This window comes from Pseudomonas sp. NPDC089554 (genome assembly GCF_050280645.1).
Taxonomy (GTDB): domain Bacteria; phylum Pseudomonadota; class Gammaproteobacteria; order Pseudomonadales; family Pseudomonadaceae; genus Aquipseudomonas.
Genome location: NZ_JBNNVR010000097.1, coordinates 1 through 19563, shown reverse-complemented (window position 1 = coordinate 19563; position 19563 = coordinate 1). Strand labels below are relative to the sequence as shown.

19 protein-coding genes are annotated in these 19563 nt (G+C 65.9%); 7 read left to right on the top strand and 12 right to left on the bottom strand.

The features are described 5' to 3' along the window. The 11 genes from hslU to gshB form a co-directional block, all read right to left on the bottom strand. Positions 1 to 894, bottom strand: an 894-nt coding sequence (gene hslU, locus ACQKPE_RS22025) for an ATP-dependent protease ATPase subunit HslU (protein WP_427668831.1), incomplete at its 3' end; no start/stop codon positions are given. A gap of 80 nt (positions 895 to 974) precedes the next feature. Then, complete coding sequence (gene hslV / locus ACQKPE_RS22020) at positions 975 to 1496, bottom strand: ATP-dependent protease subunit HslV (protein ID WP_427668830.1); 522 nt, start codon at positions 1494 to 1496, stop codon at positions 975 to 977. A 200-nt stretch (positions 1497 to 1696) separates the two neighbouring features. After that, complete coding sequence (locus tag ACQKPE_RS22015; protein ID WP_427668829.1) at positions 1697 to 2968, bottom strand: dihydroorotase; 1272 nt, start codon at positions 2966 to 2968, stop codon at positions 1697 to 1699. Further along, positions 2965 to 3969, bottom strand: coding sequence for an aspartate carbamoyltransferase catalytic subunit (locus ACQKPE_RS22010; RefSeq protein WP_427668828.1), 1005 nt, complete (start codon positions 3967 to 3969; stop codon positions 2965 to 2967). Before ACQKPE_RS22010 ends, ACQKPE_RS22015 begins: the two co-directional genes overlap by 4 nt. Positions 3970 to 3981: 12 nt before the next feature. Next, positions 3982 to 4500 carry a bifunctional pyr operon transcriptional regulator/uracil phosphoribosyltransferase PyrR gene (pyrR, locus tag ACQKPE_RS22005; protein ID WP_427668827.1) on the bottom strand — a complete coding sequence of 173 codons (519 nt, stop codon included), beginning with the start codon at positions 4498 to 4500 and terminating at the stop codon, positions 3982 to 3984. Positions 4501 to 4546: 46 nt separating this feature from the next. Further along, entirely contained in the window at positions 4547 to 4972 is a 426-nt protein-coding gene (ruvX, locus tag ACQKPE_RS22000; protein ID WP_427668826.1) for a Holliday junction resolvase RuvX, read from the bottom strand. Next, positions 4972 to 5541 (bottom strand): YqgE/AlgH family protein, encoded by a 570-nt coding sequence (locus tag ACQKPE_RS21995; RefSeq protein ID WP_427668825.1) that lies wholly within the window; start codon positions 5539 to 5541, stop codon positions 4972 to 4974. The genes ruvX and ACQKPE_RS21995 overlap by 1 nt, the downstream gene beginning before the upstream one ends. 97 nt (positions 5542 to 5638) lie before the next feature. Further along, complete coding sequence (locus ACQKPE_RS21990; RefSeq protein ID WP_427668824.1) at positions 5639 to 6112, bottom strand: hypothetical protein; 474 nt, start codon at positions 6110 to 6112, stop codon at positions 5639 to 5641. 131 nt (positions 6113 to 6243) lie between these two features. Further along, positions 6244 to 6456 (bottom strand): hypothetical protein, encoded by a 213-nt coding sequence (locus tag ACQKPE_RS21985; RefSeq protein WP_427668823.1) that lies wholly within the window; start codon positions 6454 to 6456, stop codon positions 6244 to 6246. A 225-nt stretch (positions 6457 to 6681) separates the two neighbouring features. Next, positions 6682 to 7581: a TonB family protein gene (locus tag ACQKPE_RS21980; protein WP_427668822.1), complete on the bottom strand. Its 900-nt coding sequence runs from the start codon at positions 7579 to 7581 to the stop codon at positions 6682 to 6684. 83 nt (positions 7582 to 7664) lie between these two features. Next, the gene (gene gshB, locus ACQKPE_RS21975; protein WP_427668821.1) at positions 7665 to 8618 is read right to left on the bottom strand and encodes a glutathione synthase; all 954 of its coding nucleotides are present in this window, start codon (positions 8616 to 8618) and stop codon (positions 7665 to 7667) included. 226 nt (positions 8619 to 8844) lie between these two features. Here gshB and ACQKPE_RS21970 point away from each other — a divergent pair, with 226 nt between their 5' ends. The 7 genes from ACQKPE_RS21970 (at position 8845) to trhA (ending at position 18733) form a co-directional block, all read left to right on the top strand. Continuing rightward, on the top strand, positions 8845 to 9246 hold the full coding sequence (locus ACQKPE_RS21970; protein WP_427668820.1) for a response regulator: 402 nt from the start codon (positions 8845 to 8847) through the stop codon (positions 9244 to 9246). A 48-nt stretch (positions 9247 to 9294) separates the two neighbouring features. Beyond that, positions 9295 to 9660 (top strand): twitching motility response regulator PilH, encoded by a 366-nt coding sequence (gene pilH, locus ACQKPE_RS21965; protein WP_375099673.1) that lies wholly within the window; start codon positions 9295 to 9297, stop codon positions 9658 to 9660. Next, positions 9657 to 10211: a chemotaxis protein CheW gene (locus ACQKPE_RS21960; RefSeq protein ID WP_427668819.1), complete on the top strand. Its 555-nt coding sequence runs from the start codon at positions 9657 to 9659 to the stop codon at positions 10209 to 10211. Before pilH ends, ACQKPE_RS21960 begins: the two co-directional genes overlap by 4 nt. 33 nt (positions 10212 to 10244) lie before the next feature. Further along, positions 10245 to 12284, top strand: a complete 2040-nt coding sequence (locus ACQKPE_RS21955) for a methyl-accepting chemotaxis protein (RefSeq protein WP_427668832.1) — start codon at positions 10245 to 10247, stop codon at positions 12282 to 12284. Positions 12285 to 12294: 10 nt separating this feature from the next. Then, on the top strand, positions 12295 to 17583 hold the full coding sequence (locus ACQKPE_RS21950; RefSeq protein WP_427668818.1) for an Hpt domain-containing protein: 5289 nt from the start codon (positions 12295 to 12297) through the stop codon (positions 17581 to 17583). Beyond that, positions 17576 to 18049 carry a chemotaxis protein CheW gene (locus tag ACQKPE_RS21945; RefSeq protein WP_427668817.1) on the top strand — a complete coding sequence of 158 codons (474 nt, stop codon included), beginning with the start codon at positions 17576 to 17578 and terminating at the stop codon, positions 18047 to 18049. The genes ACQKPE_RS21950 and ACQKPE_RS21945 overlap by 8 nt, the downstream gene beginning before the upstream one ends. Positions 18050 to 18115: 66 nt before the next feature. Then, a complete protein-coding gene (gene trhA / locus ACQKPE_RS21940) occupies positions 18116 to 18733 on the top strand; it encodes a PAQR family membrane homeostasis protein TrhA (RefSeq protein WP_427668816.1) in 618 nt (205 codons plus the stop codon). Here the strand turns inward: trhA and ACQKPE_RS21935 are convergent. After that, positions 18730 to 19449, bottom strand: coding sequence for a 16S rRNA (uracil(1498)-N(3))-methyltransferase (locus tag ACQKPE_RS21935; protein WP_427668815.1), 720 nt, complete (start codon positions 19447 to 19449; stop codon positions 18730 to 18732). The genes trhA and ACQKPE_RS21935 overlap by 4 nt on opposite strands. Between the last annotated feature and the right edge of the window lie 114 nt (positions 19450 to 19563).

Genomic DNA, 19563 nt, shown 5'->3' with positions numbered 1-19563 from the left:
TCGTTGCCGACGTACGCGCACCGACACCGTCGGCCGCCGCCGAACTGTTGGCCCCTCGCGCTGCACGCCCTCGCGGGACACATCGGCGCCGCCGACGTTGCCGCGCTTGGCCACCTTGTCGATCTCGTCGATAAACACGATGCCGTGCTGCTCGACCGCTTCCAGGGCCTTGCCCTTGAGCTCTTCTTCGTTGACCAGGCGGCTGGCTTCTTCGTCGCGCACCATCTTCAGCGCTTCCTTGACCTTCAGCTTGCGGGTCTTGCGCTTGCCCTTGCCCATGTTGGCGAACAGGCTTTGCAGCTGGTTGGTCATCTCTTCCATGCCGGGTGGCGCGGCGATCTCGACGCCGACGTTATCGGCGACTTCGATCTCGATTTCCTTGTCGTCCAGCTGGCCTTCACGCAGGCGCTTGCGGAACAGCTGGCGGGTGTTGGAGTCGCTGCTCGATTGCTGCGCTTCCTCGCTGAAGCTGGTAACCCGCGCCTGGGGCAGCAGGGCGTCGAGAATGCGGTCTTCGGCGGCGTCTTCGGCGCGGTGGCGCACACGCACGATTTCCTGCTCGCGCAGCATCTTCAGCGCGGCATCGGCCAGGTCGCGGATGATCGACTCGACATCGCGGCCCACATAGCCGACTTCGGTGAACTTGGTCGCTTCCACCTTGAGGAACGGCGCATTGGCCAGCTTGGCCAGGCGACGGGCGATCTCGGTCTTGCCGACGCCGGTGGGGCCGATCATCAGGATGTTCTTGGGCGTCACTTCGGCGCGCAGCTCGACCGGCAGCTGCATGCGCCGCCAGCGGTTGCGCAGGGCGATGGCCACGGCGCGCTTGGCGTCGTCCTGGCCGATGATGTGGCGGTTGAGTTCGTGGACGATCTCGCGGGGGGTCATGGACATGGTGTCGGGGGCTCGCAATGTCGAATCAGTGTGGAAAAGCCGGATGTTTTGACCGGCGCCAGAACAACTGCTCGATTGCCTCAGCCCAGCTCCTCGATGGTCAGGTTGTGGTTGGTGAACACGCAGATGTCTGCGGCGATGTTCAGTGCGCGCTCGGCGATTTCACGCGGCGCCATCTCGGTGTTTTCCATCAGTGCGCGTGCGGCGGCCTGGGCATAGTTGCCGCCAGAACCCATGGCGATCAGGCCATGCTCGGGCTCCACGACGTCGCCGTTGCCGGTGATGATCAGCGAGGCGTCCTTGTTGGCCACGGCCAGCATGGCTTCCAGACGGCTCAGGGTACGGTCGGTACGCCATTCCTTGGCCAGTTCCACGGCCGCGCGAACCAGGTGGCCGGAGTGTTTCTCCAGCTGCGCCTCGAAGCGTTCGAACAAGGTGAAGGCATCGGCGGTGGCACCGGCGAAGCCGGCCAACACCTCACCTTTGTACAGGCGGCGTACCTTCTTGGCATTGCCTTTCATGACGGTGTTGCCGAGCGATACCTGCCCGTCACCGGCCATGACGACGTTGGAACCATTGCGGACAGAAACGATGGTGGTCAAGAGAGAGTCTCCACACAGCGGGGCGAAAATGCCTGTTGGAAACTCATATGGGGGGAAGGGGGAAGGATTTCAACCTGGGGGATGAGTGGTGTTTAGGCGGGAGCAGCGGTGGTGAGGCTTTCGCGGACAAGCCCGCTCCTACAGGGGCAACGGTGAACCTGTAGGAGCGGGCTTGCCCGCGAAAAGGGCGACTCGGTCTATCAGGCCTCGTGGCAAACGTGCCCGTCGACCAAGGTATAACGCACCGCACTTGGCAGGCAGTGGCCGATGAACGGGCAGTTCTCGCCACGCGAATACCACTGCTCGCCCGCAACAGTCGAAGCGTTCGGGTCGAACAGCACCAGGTCGGCCGCGCCACCCACCTTCAACTCACCCGCCGGCAGGCGCAGGGCCTGGGCCGGGCCGCTGGTCAAGCGGGCCAGCAGGGTCGGCAGGTCGAGCAGGCCGTCGTCCACCAGGGTCATGGCCAGCGGCAGCAGCAACTCAACGCTGCTGATACCCGGCTCGGTAGCGCCGAACGGCGCCAGCTTGGCGTCGCGCTCGTGGGGCTGGTGGTGGCTGGAAATCGCCTGGATAACCCCTGACTTCACCGCTTCGCGCAGGCCGTCGCGGTCAGCGGCGGTGCGCAGCGGCGGCTGCACGTGGTAAAGGCTGGAGAAGTCGCGCAGGGCCTCGTCGGTGAGGATCAGCTGGTACAGCGCCACGTCGGCGGTCACCAGCAGCCCCAATTGCTGGGCCTGGGCGATCAGCCGTGCGCCACGGGCGCTGGTGATCTGGGTGAAGTGCGCACGCACACCGGTCTGCTCCACCAGCAGCAGGTTGCGCGCCAGGGCCACTGTCTCGGCGCTTTCCGGAATACCCGAAAGGCCGAGGAAGCTGGCCATGGCGCCTTCGTGGGCCAGGCCGCCCTGGGACAGGTCGCGGTCCTGGGAATGGAACACCACGGTCAGGTCGAAGGTGGCAGCGTATTCCAGGGCGCGGGCCAGGGTGCGGTTGTTGGGGATTTCCTTCAGGCCATTGCCGAAGGCCACGCAGCCGGTGTCGCGCAGGGCCACCAGCTCGGCCAATTGCTCGCCGTCCAGGCCCTTGGTCAGGGCGCCGATCGGGTAGACCTTGCTGTTGCCCGCCTCACGGGCGCGGTCGAGGATCAATTCGGCCACGGCCGAGGTGTCCAGCACCGGCTTGGTCTGTGGTGGGCAGCACAGGCTGGTGACGCCGCCAGCAACCGCTGCGCGGGTTTCGCTGGCGATATTGCCCTTGCGGCTGTAGCCCGGTTCGCGCAGGGCGACGTCGAGGTCGACCAGGCCAGGGGCCACTACCAGACCCTCGGCCTGGATCGTGCGGCTGGCGCTGAAGCCCGCCGGGGCGGCGCCGATGGCGGCAATGCGACCGCCGTCCAGGTGCAGGTCGGTGAGGGTGTCCAGGCCGCTGCTGGGGTCGATCACCCGGGCGCCAAGAATGCTGATGCTCACAGGGCGTTCTCCTGGTCCAGTTGACGTTGCGCGTTCTGCCCGCTCATGGCCATCGACAGCACGGCCATGCGCACGGCGATGCCATAGGTGACCTGGTTGAGGATCACCGAGTGCTTGCCGTCGGCAACCGCCGACTCGATTTCCACGCCGCGGTTGATCGGGCCTGGGTGCATGACGATGGCATCGGGCTTGGCACCGGCCAGGCGCGCGGTGGTCAGGCCGAACAGGCGGTAGAACTCGCCCTCGCTGGGCAGCAGACCGCCGGCCATGCGCTCACGCTGCAAGCGCAGCATGATCACCACGTCGACGTCCTTCAGGCCCTGGGCCAGGTCGGTGTACACCTTTACCCCGTACTGCTCGATACCCACCGGGATCAGGGTCTTCGGGCCGATCACGCGGATGTCCGGGCAACCCAGCGCTTTGAGCGCCAGCATGTCCGAGCGGGCCACGCGTGAGTGCAGGATGTCGCCGACGATGGCCACCGAGAGGTTCTCGAAGCTGCCTTTGTGGCGACGAATGGTGAGCATGTCGAGCATGCCTTGGGTCGGGTGCGCGTGGCGGCCGTCGCCGCCGTTGATCACCGCCACGTCCGGGCACACGTGTTCGGCGATGAAGTGGGCGGCGCCGGAGTCGGAGTGGCGCACCACGAACATGTCGGCGGCCATGGCTTCGAGGTTGCGCAGGGTGTCGAACAGGGTCTCGCCCTTGCTGGTCGAGGAGGTCGACACGTTCAGGCTGATGACGTCGGCCGACAGGCGCTGGGCCGCCAGTTCGAAGGTGGTGCGGGTGCGGGTGGAGTTCTCGAAGAACACGTTGCACACGGTCTTGCCGCGCAGCAGCGGGACTTTCTTCACGGCCCGGGCGCCGACTTCCAGGAAGGAGTCGGCGGTGTCGAGGATTTCGGTGAGCAGCTCGCGGGGCAAGCCGTCGAGCGAGAGGAAGTGGCGTAGCTGGCCCTGGTCATTGAGCTGCAGCGGGCGCTTGGCGTCGAATGGCGTCATCGCGGGGGACTCTTAAAGGGCGGATGCGGAAGCGAGGTCCTGGCGCTCGAGGGCGAGCGGCGTGGGTCCGGTCAATTTTACCCGTTCATGGGCGGCCAGCGACAGCGTGGTGCCGAGCACGTTGGGGCGGATCGGCAGTTCGCCGGCGTCCAGGTCGAGCAGGCACACCAGCGTTACGCTGGCTGGGCGGCCGTAGTCGAACAGTTCGTTGAGCGCGGCGCGGATGGTGCGACCGCTCATCAGCACGTCGTCCACCAGCACCAGGTGCTGGCCTTCGATTTCGAAAGGCAGCTCGGAGGGGCGCACCTGCGGGTGCAGGCCGTTCTGGCTGAAGTCGTCGCGGTAGAAGGACACATCCAGTGTGCCCAGCGGGCTCTGGTCGCCCAGTTCCTGCTGCAGGGCCTGGGCAACCCACACGCCACCGGTACGGATACCGATGAAGCGCGGTTCGGCGATGGCGCGGCGTGCCAGGTGGGCGCGAAGGTCGACGGCCATCTGCCGGATCAGTTCGGCGGGGTTGGGTAGGCTCATTGCGTGCTCCTTGGGGCGCCGACAGGGCCGGCTGTAAAGCGGGTGGTCAGGTATTGGCCTCCAGCCAGCCTTGCAGCAACAGGGCTGCGGCGATGGCGTCGACCGGGTTGTCGCGGTAGCTGCCGTGGCGGCCACCACGGGCCATCTGTTCGCCCTTGGCTTCGAAGGTGGTCAGGCGTTCGTCGTGGGTGTGCACCGGCAGGTTGTAGCGTCCGTTCAGGCGCCGGGCGAACCTCTCGGCGCGCTCGCTCATCTCGCTGGGCGTGCCGTCCATGTTCAGCGGCAGGCCGACGACGATGGCGTCGGGTTTCCATTCTTTTATGAGCTTTTCGACCTGGTTCCAGTCCGGCACGCCGTTCTGGGCCTTGAGCGTGCACAGCTCGCGGGCCTGACCAGTGATGACCTGGCCGACGGCGACGCCGATCTGCCGGGTGCCGTAGTCGAAGCCCAGCAGCAGGCGCAGTTCGGCCATCAGGCGTGGCCCGCCTGGCTGGTCAGCAGGCTGAGGTTGATGCCAAGGCTGGCAGCGGCGGCGTCCAGGCGCAGGTCGCTGGCCAGGCCGAAGATGATCTCGGGGTCGAACGCGCAGTTGAGCCAGGCGTTGTCGGCCAGCTCCGCTTCCAGCTGGCCGGCTTCCCAACCTGCATAACCCAGGGTGATCAGGCTCTTTTTCGGGCCTACGCCGGCGGCGATGGCGAACAGGACGTCCTGGGAGGTGGACAGCGACAGGCCGTCGAGCGCGACCGTGGCCTGGAAGCTGCATTCATTGGAGTGCAGCACGAAACCGCGGTCGGTCTGCACTGGGCCGCCCTGGTAGATGGGGACGTGCAGGGTGCTGGCGGGCGGGGTGTCGTCCGGGCGCAACTGCTCGAGGATATCGCCCAGGTTCAGCTCCTGCGGGCGGTTCACCACCAGGCCCATGGCGCCGTTGGCGTTGTGCTCGACGATATAGGTGAGGGTCTGGGCAAAGTTCGGGTCGGCCATGTGCGGCATGGCGATCAGGAACTGGTGCTTGAGGTAGCTGGGGGTGAGGGTTTTCATGGGGGATAGTGTGGCGTCAGGTGGCGAGGCTGACAAGGTGCGCAAGACGAGATCGGTGGGCTGCGCTGTCGTTGTATCGCGCAGCCCACCGTTCGAGTCAGTAGACCCGCACATCCGCTCTCGCGCTGAACAACACCTGAACTTTGGTGCCGTTTTCGCGAGTAATGTTCGCTTCGCCGGCAAAGTCGAGGTATGCCTCGCCGTCTTCGTCTACGCCTCGTTCAACCACCTCGAGGGTGACGTCCCGTACCCATCCACTATGGGTTGCCTGGTACTTCGCATAATACCCTTCCATTACCCAGTGGCCCATGATATGTGAGCACTTGGCATCACTGGGATCTGTAAAGTTCTCAAGTACGGCTTCCAGGTGAAAACCCGGGTAGTCTTCACTGTTGTCCTCTACACAACGTTGCAGGCCAAATAAGAATAATTTAGAGGCGTTACTGCCTGGAAAGCGCTCTTCATATACATCGGCCCGGGTGATGATACAAGGCTCTTGATCACCGTCTCGGATTTCGATTCGTGCGCGTCGAGCGGGATACGCGGTGGTGTTGTAGTTTGTTAGTTCCATAATAAAGCACCTGTTCTTTGTTACTGAGGAGTCCAAGAGTTTGGGAGATAGGCCCTTGAGCAACAACTGACACTATTGAGAGTTGACGGGTAGGACTGGGCAGGCTCAGCTTGTCCCTCATCACCACTGATTCAATGCGCCGGAACAGGGTAGAAAATCGTGACCTGGAACTTGGGTGTGGAAAACTTGGAGGTGATGAGTGTCAGGTATTTATCCGCGTTGTACTCGGCCTGGCCGCGGCCGAGTTCGCCGTCTATATCACCTTTGTTGTTGGCTGCGCCGAAAATCACGATAGTGCCGAAGGGCGGAGCCCAGTTAGAGTTGTAGCTGATTGCGCAGAACATTTCATGATGCGGCCCTCACACAGTGCCCCGTCGACTTCAAAGCATGCATCGAAGTGGCTAAAGCTGCTGTCGACATCAATGATGTGCCACCCCATGAAGCAAGCCAGCACTTGCTTGGGTGCTGCATCCTTCATGGCGAGCCTTATTGGGATCTCGATATGAGTAGGTGAGTGAATGCCGGAACATTCGCAGCGATGCCAGTTGACTGCAGGGCTGTGACAAAAGTCAGTTGCTGGACAAGCGATCCCCACGGGCAAAGCGCCAGGTGCGGATGATTTCCAGCCGGTCGAACTCCGCCAGGTCACCGGCGAATGGCGCGAAGGGGGCCGCCAGGCGCACGATGCGCTGGGCCGCCTGGTCGAGCACCGGCTGGCCGGACGACTCCAGCACCAATACTTCGTACAACGAGCCATCGCGGTTGATCGACACCATCATCCGCAGGTTGCCGTACAGCTGCTGGCGACGTGCTTCCTCCGGATAGTTGAGGTTGCCGACCCGCTCGACCTTCTTGCGCCACTCTTCCTTGTACCAGGCGCCCTTGTCGCGCACGGTCGAGGCTGCGTTCAGGCGGTGGATGCGTGGGCGCTTGGCGTACATCTGCTGCTCGTTGGACAGCTCGGCTTCCAGGCTTGCGATCTGGCTGGACAGCTGCGAGCTGTCGAACTCCGGCACCGCAGCTTGCGGCTTGGGCTGCGGCTTGGTTTCCTTCGGCTTGGTCTCGACTTTCTGCGCCTTGGGCGCCTGGGTGGTCACCACGGATTTTTCCGGCGCGGGCGGCGTTTCCGGCCGAGCGGCCGGTGGCGGGGTGATCTTGTTGATCTTGCTGTCCTGGAACGGCGCCACCTCGGTGGTGGTGGGCACCGCTTTCTTGTCCAGGGTGCCGCTGCCTTGCTGGTCGGCTTGGGCCTGATAGTCGGCCTTCTCGGGCGGGGTCTCGCTCTTGAAGGGCGCCAGGGTGATGTCCAGGGTCTGGCGGATTTCCTCAGGCTTGACCACGCTGAAGCCCACACCAAGGATCAGCGCCAGGTGCACCAGGGCAGCCAGGAACAGGGTGAAGCCCAGGCGGTCCGCAGGGCGGACGCGCGGTGGCAACAGGTCGGCGGGGATGTCGGCGGGCAGCGTCATCGGGTATCCAGCAACCGGGGCGGCGGGTCGGTTTAAAGGACCGGCATCATACCCCACTGCGCGGCTTTGCTCCGTGTCGGTGGTCAGCGGGCCTTGAGCTTGCGATCAATGGCATCCATCAGCTGGCCGCCAATGTCGGTGTTGTAGGCGGCGTCGATCTCGCGGATGCACGTCGGGCTGGTGACGTTGATTTCCGTGAGCGAGTCGCCGATCACGTCCAAGCCGACGAACAGCAGGCCCTTCTCGCGCAGGCTCGGGCCGACCTGGGCGGCGATCCAGCGGTCGCGATTGGTCAAGGGGCGCGCTTCGCCACGCCCGCCTGCGGCCAGGTTGCCACGGGTTTCGCCACTGGCCGGAATGCGCGCCAGGCAGTACGGCACCGGCTCGCCGTCGATCATCAGGATGCGCTTGTCGCCATCGGTGATCGCCGGCAGGAAGGCCTGCGCCATGATCTGCTGCTTGCCGTGCTGGGTCAGGGTCTCGAGGATTACCGAGAGGTTCGGGTCGCCCTGGCGATGGCGGAACACCGAGGCGCCGCCCATGCCATCCAGCGGCTTGAGGATCACGTCGCCATGGGTGGCGGCGAATTCACGCAGGATATCGGCGCGGCGGCTCACCAACGTTGGCGCCATGCACTGCGGGAATTGGGTGGCGAACAGCTTTTCGTTGCAGTCGCGCAGGCTCTGCGGCTTGTTGACGATCAGCACGCCTTCGCGCTCGGCTTGCTCCAGCAGGTAGGTGCTGTAGACGAACTCCATGTCGAAGGGCGGATCCTTGCGCATCAGGATCACGTCCAGTTCGGCGAGCTTGCCGTCCTGTTCATCGCCCAGTTCGAACCAGTGCGCCGGGTCGGCGAACACCTTGAGTGGGCGCATGCGCGCGCGGGCCTGGCCGGCACCCAGGTACAGGTCGGGCTGCTCCATGTAGAACAGGCTCCAGCCGCGCGCCTGGGCCGCCAGCAACATGGCCAGCGAGCTGTCCTTCTTATAGGAAATGGACGCGATGGGGTCCATGACAATCCCGAGACGAACGCTCATGGGGTAATTCCTCTTGGCGCCGCGAAGGCGCGATGGCACGAAAGAAAAGTGGCTCAGGGTGGCGCTGCGAACGCGCCGGGTCAAGGGGTGGCGCAGATGGAATGCCTTCCCGGACTGTGCTAAAAATGCCTGCATTGGAGCGCTCGCAGGCTTCAGCGGCCGCTGCGCAGCCCTTGCGCGGCCAAGCCCCGGAATTTGCGCCTCAGCAGCGATGGTGATGCAACGTATGGAACAACCCCTGAAGGTGATGGTGATCGACGATTCGCGCACGATCCGCCGCACCGCCCAGATGTTGCTCGGCGAGGTGGGCTGCGAGGTAATCACCGCCAGCGATGGCTTCGATGCCCTGGCCAAGATCGTCGACCACAAGCCGCGCATCATCTTCGTCGATGTGCTGATGCCGCGCCTGGACGGTTACCAGACCTGCGCCGTCATCAAACAGAACGCCACCTTCAAGGACACCCCGGTGATCCTGCTGTCTTCTCGCGATGGCCTGTTCGACAAGGCGCGTGGGCGGGTGGTCGGCTCCGACCAGTTCCTCACCAAACCGTTCAGCAAGGAAGAACTGCTCGATGCGATCCGGGTGCACGTACCTGGGTTCGCCGCGCAAGAACAACACGCACCCTGATACTGCCCTGCCATGGCGGTGTCCTTTTCCTTAGATTGGGGAAACAGCATGGCCCGAGTTCTGATTGTCGACGACTCGCCGACAGAGATGTACCGCTTGACCGAGTGGCTGGAAAAACACGGCCACCAGGTGCTCAAGGCCGACAACGGCGCCGACGGCGTGGCCCTGGCTCGCCAGGAAAAACCCGACGCGGTGCTGATGGACATCGTCATGCCTGGCATGAACGGCTTCCAGGCCACTCGTCAATTGAGCAAAGACCCCGAAACCAGTGCCATCCCGGTGATCGTGGTGACCACCAAGGACCAGGAAACCGACCGAATCTGGGCCACCCGCCAAGGCGCGCGGGACTTTCTGACCAAGCCGGTCGCCGAAGATGCGCTGATCGCCAAGCTCGACGAAGTGCTCAAGGGTTGACCACTCGGCCCCAGGGCGCGGCATTGACCGCGTTCGAGCTGTTGCTGGACATCGACCGGCGCTGCCGCCTGCTGGTGGCCGACCAGCCGCCCCAGGACCTGCGCTTGCAGCAATGGAGCGGTATCGGTTTTCGTCTCTCAGGGCTTTGGTTCGTGGCGCCCATGGGTGAGGTCGCCGAGGTGCTGCAAGAACCGCGCAGCAGCCGTGTACCGGGCGTCCAGCCGTGGGTGCGCGGCGTGGCCAACCTGCGCGGGCGGCTGCTGCCGGTCATGGACCTGTCGGCCTTCTTCGGCCTTGGCCCGGCCGCGCCGGGCAAGCAGCGCCGGGTGCTGGTGCTGGACCATGAGGACCTGTTCGCCGGGCTGTTGGTGGACGAGGTGGTGGGCCTGCAGCATTTCGCCCTGAGCAGCCTGGCGCTGGAGCCCCCCCAGCCGTTGTTCGGCGCCGCAGCGCCTTTCGTACAGGGGCATTTCCCGCGTGAGCACAACTGGGCGATCTTCAGCCCGTTCGCCCTGGCCCAGGCGCCGGGTTTTCTCGATGTGGCGCTGTAGAGGATATCGACCGTGAACAACCCCGCTGCACCCATCGCCCCCGCCGCCGTGGCCCAGCGCCCGCGCAGCACGGCGCAGATCACCGTGCTGTTCGTGGTGTTGATCCTGTCGATCATCCTGCTGTTCGCCAACTTCGCCTACCTCAATACCCAGTCCAACTACGACAAGCAGTACATCGGCCATGCTGGCGAGCTGCGCGTGCTGTCCCAGCGCATCGCCAAGAACGCCACTGAAGCCGCTGCCGGCAAGGCGCTGGCCTTCAAGCTGCTGTCGGATGCGCGCAACGACTTCGAGCGGCGCTGGAAGTACCTGCGCGAAGGCGATTCGGCCACTGGCCTGCCACCGGCGCCGGCCGCCGTGCGCGATGAAATGGACGCGGTACGCCAGGACTGGGACAACCTGCGCGGCAACACCGATACCATTCTGGCCAGCGAGCAGACGGTGTTGTCGTTGCACCAGGTGGCCGCGACCCTTTCCGAAACCGTGCCGCAGTTGCAGGTCGAGTACGAGAAGGTAGTAGAGAGCCTGTTGCAGAGCGGCGCACCGGCCAACCAGGTGGCCGTGGCGCAGCGCCAGCTGCTGTTGGCCGAACGCATTCTCGGCTCGGTCAACACTGTGCTGGGCGGCGACGAGACCTCGGCGCAGGCCGCCGATACCTTCGGGCGCGATGCCAGCCGCTTCGGCCAGGTGCTCGAAGGCATGCTGGGCGGTAACCCGGCGATCGAGGTGACCCGCGTCGAAGACCCGGACGCCCGCGCCCGGCTGGCGGAAATCGCCGAACTGTTCCAGTTCGTCTCCGGCTCCGTGGACGAGATCCTCGAAACCTCACCCGAGCTGCTGCGCGTGCGCGAGGCGGCGGGCAACATCTTCAGCCTGTCGCAAACCCTGCTCGACGAAGCCTCGCACCTGGCCAACGGCTTCGAGAACCTGGCCAGCGGACGCACCCTCGACACCCTCGGCGGCTACGTGCTTGGCCTGCTGGCGCTGGCCTCGATCATCCTCATTGGCCTGGTGATGGTGCGCGCCACCCATCGCCAGTTGCGCGAGACCGCCGAGAAGAACGAGCGCAACCAGCAGGCGATCATGCGCCTGCTCGATGAAATCGAAGAACTGGCCGACTGCGACCTGACCGTGACCGTGTCGGTCACCGAGGATTTCACCGGCGCCATCGCCGACTCGATCAACTATTCCGTGGACCAGCTGCGCGACCTGGTGGCCACCATCATCCACAGCGCCGAGCAGGTCGCCGCTGCCGTGCAGGACACGCAGAACACCTCGCGCCAGTTGGCCAAAGCCTCCGAGCACCAGGCCGACCAGATCAGCGAGGCGTCGGTGGCGGTGGGCGACATGGTCGAGTCGATCGACCGGGTTTCCGCCCATGCCTATGAATCGGCCAAGGTGGCCGAGCGCTCGGTGGCCATCGCCAACAAGGGCAACGAGGTGGTGCACAACACCATCCATGGCATGGACAACATCCGCGAGCAGATCCAGGACACCGCCAAGCGGATCAAGCGTTTGGGCGAGTCGTCCCAGGAAATCGGCGACATCGTCAGCCTGATCGACGACATTGCCGACCAGACCAACATCCTCGCCCTCAATGCGGCGATCCAGGCCTCGCTGGCGGGCGAGGCCGGGCGCGGCTTTGCCGTGGTCGCCGACGAGGTGCAGCGCCTGGCCGAGCGCTCGTCGTCGGCCACCCGGCAGATCGAGGCGCTGGTGCGCACCATCCAGGCCGACACCAACGAGGCGGTCATCTCCATGGAGCAGACCACCGCCGAAGTGGTGCGTGGCGCACGCCTGGCCCAGGATGCCGGGGTGGCCCTGGCAGAAATCGAAGGCGTGTCGCAGACCCTGGCCGAGCTGATCCACAGCATTTCCGACGCCGCGCAATTGCAGACCTCTTCGGCCGGGCAGATTTCCCACACCATGGCGGTGATCCAGCAGATCACCGCGCAGACCTCCGCCGGCTCCGGCGCCACCGCCGACAGCATCCGTCACCTGGCGAAGATGGCCAGCGAGATGCGCCGCTCGGTGTCCGGCTTCACCTTGCCGGTTTCGTCCGCGCGGCGCTGAGGAGCCCCAGATGGCCATCACCGCAGTGAGCCCCGAGCGGCACGACACGGTCGCCCTGGCCTGGACCAAGGGCGCCATCCTCGATTGCCTGGGCCAGGCGCGCCAGGCCCTGGAGCGCTTTACCGGCGAGCCGGACGACCCCAGCCTGCTGGAATTCTTCGTCGATAACCTGCACCAGGTGCAGGGTTGCCTGCGCATGCTCGAACTGCGCGGCGCCGCGCGCCTGGCCGAAGAGCTGGAGCTGCTCGGGCGGGCTATGGCCGATGGCCAGGTTTCACCGCGTGGCGACTGCCTGGGTGCGCTGTTCCGTGGTCTGGAGCAGTTGCCGCCCTATCTGGAGCGTTTGCGCGGTGCTCGCCACGACCTGCCACTGGTGGTGCTGCCGCTGCTCAACCAATTGCGCAGTTGCCGAGGGGTCGACGCCCTGGCCCAAGGCAGCCTGATCGGCGATGCAGCGCAGCGCCTGGCGGGCGCGGCTGACTTGGCCAACCTCGACCTGTCGCTGGGCAACTGGCGCGAGCAGTTGCAGGCGGGCCAGGGCCGTGATGCCCTGCGTTCGGTGGTGATGGCGCTGTGCGATGACCTGGTGCGCATCAAGGAACGCCTCGATCAGTTCGTGCGTGGCGACCGCCAGCAAGGTGAGCAGCTCGATGTGCTGGTCGCCCCTTTGCGGCATGTCGCCGACACCTTGGCGGTGCTGGGCTTCCAGCAGCCACGCCGGGTCATCATCGACCAGGTGCTGGCCTTGCAGGCGCTGGCCCAAGGCGAGCGCGCGGTGGATGACGCCGTGCTGATGGATATCGCCGGGGCCTTGCTGTATGTCGAGGCGACCCTCAACGGCATGGTCGGCCGACTGGAGGACAACCCGCCCGGCAGCCTGCCCAGCGGTGACCTGGTCGATATCCGCCAGGTAGTGCTCAACGAGTCGCTGTCGGTGCTGCAACAGGCCAAGGACTTGATCGGCGACTGTCTCGAGTCGGGCTGGCCACGCCAGCGCCTGCAACCCCTGCCGGGCCTGCTGCAGCAGATACGCGGTGCGCTGGAAATGCTGATGCTGCCAAGCGTCGCCGAGGTGTTCGGTGCCTGTGCCGGGTACCTGCAAGGCTGGTTGTCGCACTTGGACGACGAGCCCCCGGCGGACGAACTGGCGCACCTGGCCGACGCCTTGAGCGCCGCTGAGTGCTACCTGCAATGGCGGGTGGCTGACCCGCTGGTCGACGCCCAGGCGTTCCTCGACCAGGCCTGCACCAGCCTGTCGGCGCTCGGCGTGGAGTGTTGCCGGGCTGAGCAAGACGACCGCGAAGCGCAGGACGGCATCGACGACGAACTGCGCCAGGTTTACCTCGAAGAGGCCGGTGAGCTGCTGCCGGAAATCGAGCGCCAGTGGTTGCGCTGGCGTGCCGACACCACGTTGCGCGAGGCCTTGGTCGAGGTGCGCCGCGCGCTGCACACGCTCAAGGGCGGTGGGCGGGTGGTCCAGGCCCTGGGCGTGGCGGAGCTGGCCTGGGGCGCCGAGCACCTGCTGAACCGCGTGCTGGAAGGGCGGGTGGTGTTGTCTGGCGAGGCGCAGGTGGCCTTGCAGCAGGTGTTCGTGCACCTGCCCGACCTGCTCGCCGATTTCGCCGCTGGGCAAGCGCCGCGTCTGGCACAGCTGGAGCCCCTGGCTGGGCACCTGCATGCCCTGGCGATGAACGACACGCCGGTGAGCGGTGAGGTCGATGGTCTTGACCCGCAGTTGCTGGAAATCTTCCGCAACGAGGCCCAGGGCCACCTGGCCAGCCTGGATGCCTTCCTGCACGAAACGGGCGGCCAGGACACCCCGGTCAACGACCGCCTGCAACGCGCCCTGCATACCCTCAAGGGCAGCGCCGCCATGGCCGGGGTAATGCCGGTCGCCGAGCTGGCCACGGCCCTGGACCGTCTGGCCCGTGAGTACAAGTCGCACCAGTTGCCGTTGCAGGTCGCCGACATCGAGTGGCTGGAGGCTGCCAGGTCGTTGTTCCAGCTTGGCCTGGCCCAGCTCGACAGCACGCCACTGGCGCCGATACCCGGGGCCGCAGCGCTGATCGAACAGGTCGGCGAGGCAGTCGATGCGCGCCTGGCGGTGTTGCATGACGACCCGCAGCAGCCCCGCCGCACGCGGCGCGACCCGCAATTGATCGCGCGCTTCCTGGAGCAGGGCATGGATATCCTGCTGGATGCCGAGTCGCTGCTGTCGCGCTGGCAGGAGCACCCCCGCGAGCGCCACGAACTGGATGCCTTGCTCGACGAGCTGACCACCCTCGGCCACAGCGCGCACCTGGCCGACCTGTGGCAGGTGGATGAGGTCTGCGAGGCGTTGCTCGACCTGTATGGTGCTGTCGAGGAGGGCAGCCTGGTGGCCGACGTGCGTTTCTTCGCCCAGGCCCAGCAAGCCCATGAAGCGTTGCTGGACATGCTCGATGAGATCGCCGCCGGCCAGGAGGTGACGCCACGCCCTGAATGCCTGGATGCCCTGCGCGCGCTGCTCGACACGGCACTGGAGCCTTCGGCCATTGGCCGGGTGGGCGCCGAGGGCGTGGTGCCGCTGGAGCTGCCCGAAGGCCTGCCGGAGCCGGCACTGGTGCAGTTGTTCCTCGAAGAGGCTGACGACACGCTCGCCAGCGCCGACCAGGCGCTGGCGCAGTGGGCGAATGACCCTGACAGTGCTTCGGCGCTGTCGACCTTGCAACACGATCTACAAACCCTGTACGGCGGCGCGCAGCTGGCGGCGCTGGGTGCGCTGGAGGTGCTGGCCCAGGCGCTCGCGCTGCTCTACGAGTCGCTGGTAGAGCGGCGCATAGGTGCTATCGCGGTGCCGCTGGGCTTGCTGCAGCGCAGCCATGCGGCCCTGGCAGATATGCTCGAACAGGTGCGCCAAGGCCACATGCCGGTGTCGAATGTGGCCGTACTGGGCGAGCTGCGTGAGCTGCGCCATGCGCCGCCAGTCGCTTCAAGCGTGCAGGTGCTGGAGGTCGATGGCGAAGCCCCGGCCGACAAGGAACTGCTGGAAGTCTTCCTCGAAGAAAGCTCGGACCTCGTCGAAAGCGCAGGCGCCGCGCTGGCGCGCTGGCAGGCCGACCCGCGCAGCAGCGTCGAGGTGGACAACCTGCTGCGCGACCTGCACACCCTCAAGGGTGGGGCGCGCATGGTGGAAATCGCCGCCATCGGCGACCTTGCCCACGAACTGGAATTCCTCTACGAGCTGCTGGCCGCCGGGCGCCTGCCGCCGAGCCCGGCGCTGTTCAGTTTGTTGCAGAACTGCCATGACCGCCTGGCGCACATGCTCGATGCCGCGCGCCTGGGCCAGCCGCTGCACGCCGCCACGGCGCTGATCGATTACATCCGCAACTTCTCCAGCGCCGCCCTCACCGACAGCGCTGCCGGGCAACTGGCGACCGAGAGCGCACCTACCGAGACACCGGCTGCCGCCCCCGAGCGGGCGCCGGGGGACATGGTCAAGGTCGATGCCGAGCTGCTCGACGATTTGGGCAACCTGGCCAGCGAACACGCGATCATTCGTGGGCGCATCGAGCAGCAGGTGAACGACGCGCAGTTTGCCTTGAACGAGATGGAAACCACCCTGGAGCGCATGCGCGACCAGCTGCTGCGCCTGGACAGCGAGACCCAGGGGCGCCTGGCCAGCCGCTGGCAGGCCGAAGGCGACGTGTACGACGACTTCGACCCCCTGGAGATGGACCGCCACTCCCTGTTGCAGCAGTTGTCGCGGGCATTGTTCGAGTCGGCCTCGGACCTGCTCGACCTCAAGGAAACCCTCGCCCAGCGTGCCCAGGAGGCGCAAGGCCTGTTGCAGCAGCAGGCGCGGGTGAACAGCCAGTTGCAGGAAGGCCTGACTGCAACCCTGATGGTGCCCTTCGAACGCCTGGTGCCGCGCTTGCAGCGGGTGGTGCGGCAGGTGGCCAGTGAGCTGGGCAAGCAGGTGGAGCTGGTGGTCGGCAACGCCGAGGGCGAGCTGGACCGCAGCGTGCTCGAACGCATGGTAGCGCCGCTCGAGCACATGCTGCGCAACGCCGTCGACCATGGCCTGGAGAGCCGCGAGGCGCGCCTGGCCGCAGGTAAGCCTGCGCACGGCACCATTCACCTGAACCTGCTGCACGAAGGCGCCGACATCGTCATCGAGATGAGCGACGACGGCGCCGGCGTGCCGCTGGAGGCGGTGCGCGAGAAGGCCATCAAGCGCGGCCTGCTGGCGCCCCAGGCGCAGTTGAGCGACCACGAGATCTTGCAGTTCATCCTGCGTCCCGGGTTTTCCACCGCCGAGAAGATCACCCAGATTTCCGGGCGCGGCCTGGGCATGGACGTGGTGCACGAAGAGGTCAAGCAACTGGGGGGCGCGATGAGTATCGAGTCCAGCCCTGGCAAGGGCGCGCGCTTTCTCATTCGCTTGCCGTTCACCGTGTCGCTGAACCGGGCCTTGATGGTGCACCTGGGCGATGAGCAGTACGCCATTCCGCTCAATACCATCGAAGGCATCGTGCGGGTGCCGCCCGCGGAGCTCGAGGCCTGCTACCAACTCGACCCGCCGCGCTACCGCTACGCCGGGCACGAATACGACCTGCGCTACCTGGGCGAGCTGTTGCAGGACGGCGCTCGGCCTCACTTGTTGGGCCAGACCGTACCCCTTCCGGTGTTGCTGGTGCATGCCCAGGAGCAGTCGTTCGCGATCCAGGGTGATGGCCTGTCGCCGAGCCGGGAAATCGTGGTCAAGAGCCTGGGGCCGCAGTTCGCCGCGGTGCCGGGGCTCTCGGGTGCGACCCTGCTGGGCGATGGCCGGGTGGTGCTGATTCTCGACCTGCTGGGCCAGTTGCGCGGGCAACAACGTCGTTTGGCGCGGTTGCCTAGCGGTTTGGATGCGCAGCTGCCGCTGTTCGGCCCGGCACCACGACGCGCCTTGCTGGTGATGGTGGTGGACGACTCGGTGACCGTGCGCAAGGTCACCAGCCGCCTGCTGGAGCGCCATGGCATGAGCGTGCTGACCGCCAAGGACGGGGTCGATGCCATGGCCTTGCTCGAAGAGCACCGCCCCGATGTGCTGCTGCTGGATATCGAGATGCCGCGCATGGACGGTTTCGAGGTGGCCACGCGCATTCGTCGCGACGCGCGCTTGCGCGACCTGCCGATCATCATGATCACCTCGCGCACTGGCCAGAAGCACCGTGACCGGGCCATGGCCATCGGCGTCAACGAGTACCTGGGCAAGCCTTACCAGGAGTCGCTGCTGCTACACAGCATCGCCCATTGGAGCCAGCTTCATGCTTGAACATATCGCCGGCCAGCGCAGCAGCCTGACCGGGCTGCTGCTGCCCTTGGGCGACCGCACGCTGGTGCTGCCCAGCGTCGCGGTGGCCGAGCTTATCGGTGAGCGGCGTTTCGTTTGCGAAACCTTCGAGCCGTCGTGGCACATGGGCTGGATCGACTGGCGCCAGCAGCGCCTGCCGCTGATTGGCTTCGAGGCCGCTTGCGGGGGGGAAACACCTTGCGGCGAGCGGGCGCGGGTGGTGGTGCTCAATGCCCTGGGCAACACCGGCCTGCGCTACCTGGCCGTGTTGCTGCAAGACATTCCGCGCTCGTGCAAGCTCGACAGCCAGCTCAACTACGTGGATGTGCCGCTGGGGTCGATGGAGCTGGCGGCGGTGCAGGTGGGCGAGCAGGTGGCACGGGTGCCGGACCTGGGGGCGTTGGAGCGGTTGGTGCGTGACGCGGATTTGCAATACTCCCCCGCCTAGTATCGACGCGACGCCGCTCCCACGAACCCTCAGGAACCCATCCCCCCTCAAGAGGTCCATGCCTGCATGTACTACGGTGAACGCTTCAACGCCTGGACCCACCTGGTGGGCGCGGTACTGGCCTGCATCGGCGCGGTCTGGCTGATCGTCGTCGCGGGCCTGCAAGGCGACCCCTGGAAGATCGTCAGCTTCTCCATCTACGGCTTCACCCTGCTGCTGCTCTACAGCATCTCCACCCTCTACCACAGCACCCGTGGCCGGGCGAAGGTGATCATGCGCAAGCTTGACCACCTGTCGATCTACCTGCTGATCGCTGGCAGCTACACACCTTTCTGCCTGGTGAGCCTGCGCGGACCCTGGGGCTGGAGCTTGTTCGGGGTGGTCTGGGGGCTGGCGCTGGTGGGCATGTTGCAGGAGATAAAACCGCGTTCGGAGGCGCGCATCCTGTCGATCATCATCTACGCGGTGATGGGCTGGATCGTGCTGGTGGCGGTCAAGCCGCTGCTGCACAGCCTCGGCGCTGCAGGCTTCGCCTGGCTGGCGGCGGGCGGCGTGCTCTATACCGTCGGCATTATTTTCTTCGCCCTGGACAGCCGCTTGCGCCACGGCCACGGCATCTGGCACCTGTTCGTCATCGCTGGCAGCCTGATGCACTTCGTGGCGGTGTTCTTCTACGTGCTTTAGAAATCGCCCCACAGTTGCTGCGCCACCGTCAGCGCCACCACTGGCGCGGTTTCGGTGCGCAGTACGCGTGGGCCGAGGCGGGCGGCATTGAAGCCGTTTGCCTTGGCCTGCTCGACCTCCGCATCGCTCAAGCCGCCCTCGGGGCCGATCAGGAACGCCAGGCGCGCGGGCTTGGCGTGGCTGGTCAGTGGCTCGGCGACAGGGTGCAGCACCAGCTTGAGGTCGGCATCGCTGCCCTTGAGCCATTCGGCCAAGGTCACGGGTGGGTGGATCACCGGCACGCTCGAACGGCCGCACTGTTCACAGGCGCTGATCGCCACCTGGCGCCAGTGAGCCAGGCGTTTGTCGGCGCGCTCGTCCTTCAGGCGCACTTCGCAGCGTTCGCTGACGATCGGGGTGATTTCGTTCACACCCAGCTCGGTGGCCTTCTGGATCGCCCAGTCCATGCGCTCGCCACGGGACAGGCCCTGGCCGAGGTGGATGTGCAGCGGCGACTCGGCCTGGCCGGGCAGGGCCTGGTCGAGGGACACGCGCACAGTCTTCTTGCCGACCTCCAGCAACTGGCCGAGGTATTCCTGGCCGCTGCCGTCGAACAGCTGCACGGCATCGCCTGCGCTCATGCGCAGTACGCGGCCGATGTAGTGGGCCTGGGCCTCGGGCAGGTCGTGCTCGCCGAGGGAGAGGGGGGCGTCGATGAAGAAGCGGGAAAGGCGCATGGTTCAACTCAGAGCAAAAGGTTGACTTGGGCCCTGTAGGAGCGGGCTTGCCCGCGAAGCAGGCACCGCGGTGTATGGCACCGGCTGCGCCGGTGTTCGCGGGCAAGCCCGCTC

What these genes read in the sequence shown, in the direction of transcription:
- ACQKPE_RS22010 (WP_427668828.1), bottom strand. Translation starts at nt 3,969, where the DNA reads ATGACGCCATTCGACGCCAAGCGCCCGCTGCAGCTCAATGACCAGGGC.
- pyrR (WP_427668827.1), bottom strand. Translation starts at nt 4,500, where the DNA reads ATGAGCCTACCCAACCCCGCCGAACTGATCCGGCAGATGGCCGTCGAC.
- ruvX (WP_427668826.1), bottom strand. Translation starts at nt 4,972, where the DNA reads ATGGCCGAACTGCGCCTGCTGCTGGGCTTCGACTACGGCACCCGGCAG.
- ACQKPE_RS21995 (WP_427668825.1), bottom strand. Translation starts at nt 5,541, where the DNA reads ATGAAAACCCTCACCCCCAGCTACCTCAAGCACCAGTTCCTGATCGCC.
- ACQKPE_RS21990 (WP_427668824.1), bottom strand. Translation starts at nt 6,112, where the DNA reads ATGGAACTAACAAACTACAACACCACCGCGTATCCCGCTCGACGCGCA.
- ACQKPE_RS21985 (WP_427668823.1), bottom strand. Translation starts at nt 6,456, where the DNA reads ATGTTCTGCGCAATCAGCTACAACTCTAACTGGGCTCCGCCCTTCGGC.
- ACQKPE_RS21980 (WP_427668822.1), bottom strand. Translation starts at nt 7,581, where the DNA reads ATGACGCTGCCCGCCGACATCCCCGCCGACCTGTTGCCACCGCGCGTC.
- gshB (WP_427668821.1), bottom strand. Translation starts at nt 8,618, where the DNA reads ATGAGCGTTCGTCTCGGGATTGTCATGGACCCCATCGCGTCCATTTCC.
- ACQKPE_RS21970 (WP_427668820.1), top strand. Translation starts at nt 8,845, where the DNA reads ATGGAACAACCCCTGAAGGTGATGGTGATCGACGATTCGCGCACGATC.
- pilH (WP_375099673.1), top strand. Translation starts at nt 9,295, where the DNA reads ATGGCCCGAGTTCTGATTGTCGACGACTCGCCGACAGAGATGTACCGC.
- ACQKPE_RS21950 (WP_427668818.1), top strand. Translation starts at nt 12,295, where the DNA reads ATGGCCATCACCGCAGTGAGCCCCGAGCGGCACGACACGGTCGCCCTG.
- ACQKPE_RS21945 (WP_427668817.1), top strand. Translation starts at nt 17,576, where the DNA reads ATGCTTGAACATATCGCCGGCCAGCGCAGCAGCCTGACCGGGCTGCTG.
- trhA (WP_427668816.1), top strand. Translation starts at nt 18,116, where the DNA reads ATGTACTACGGTGAACGCTTCAACGCCTGGACCCACCTGGTGGGCGCG.
- ACQKPE_RS21935 (WP_427668815.1), bottom strand. Translation starts at nt 19,449, where the DNA reads ATGCGCCTTTCCCGCTTCTTCATCGACGCCCCCCTCTCCCTCGGCGAG.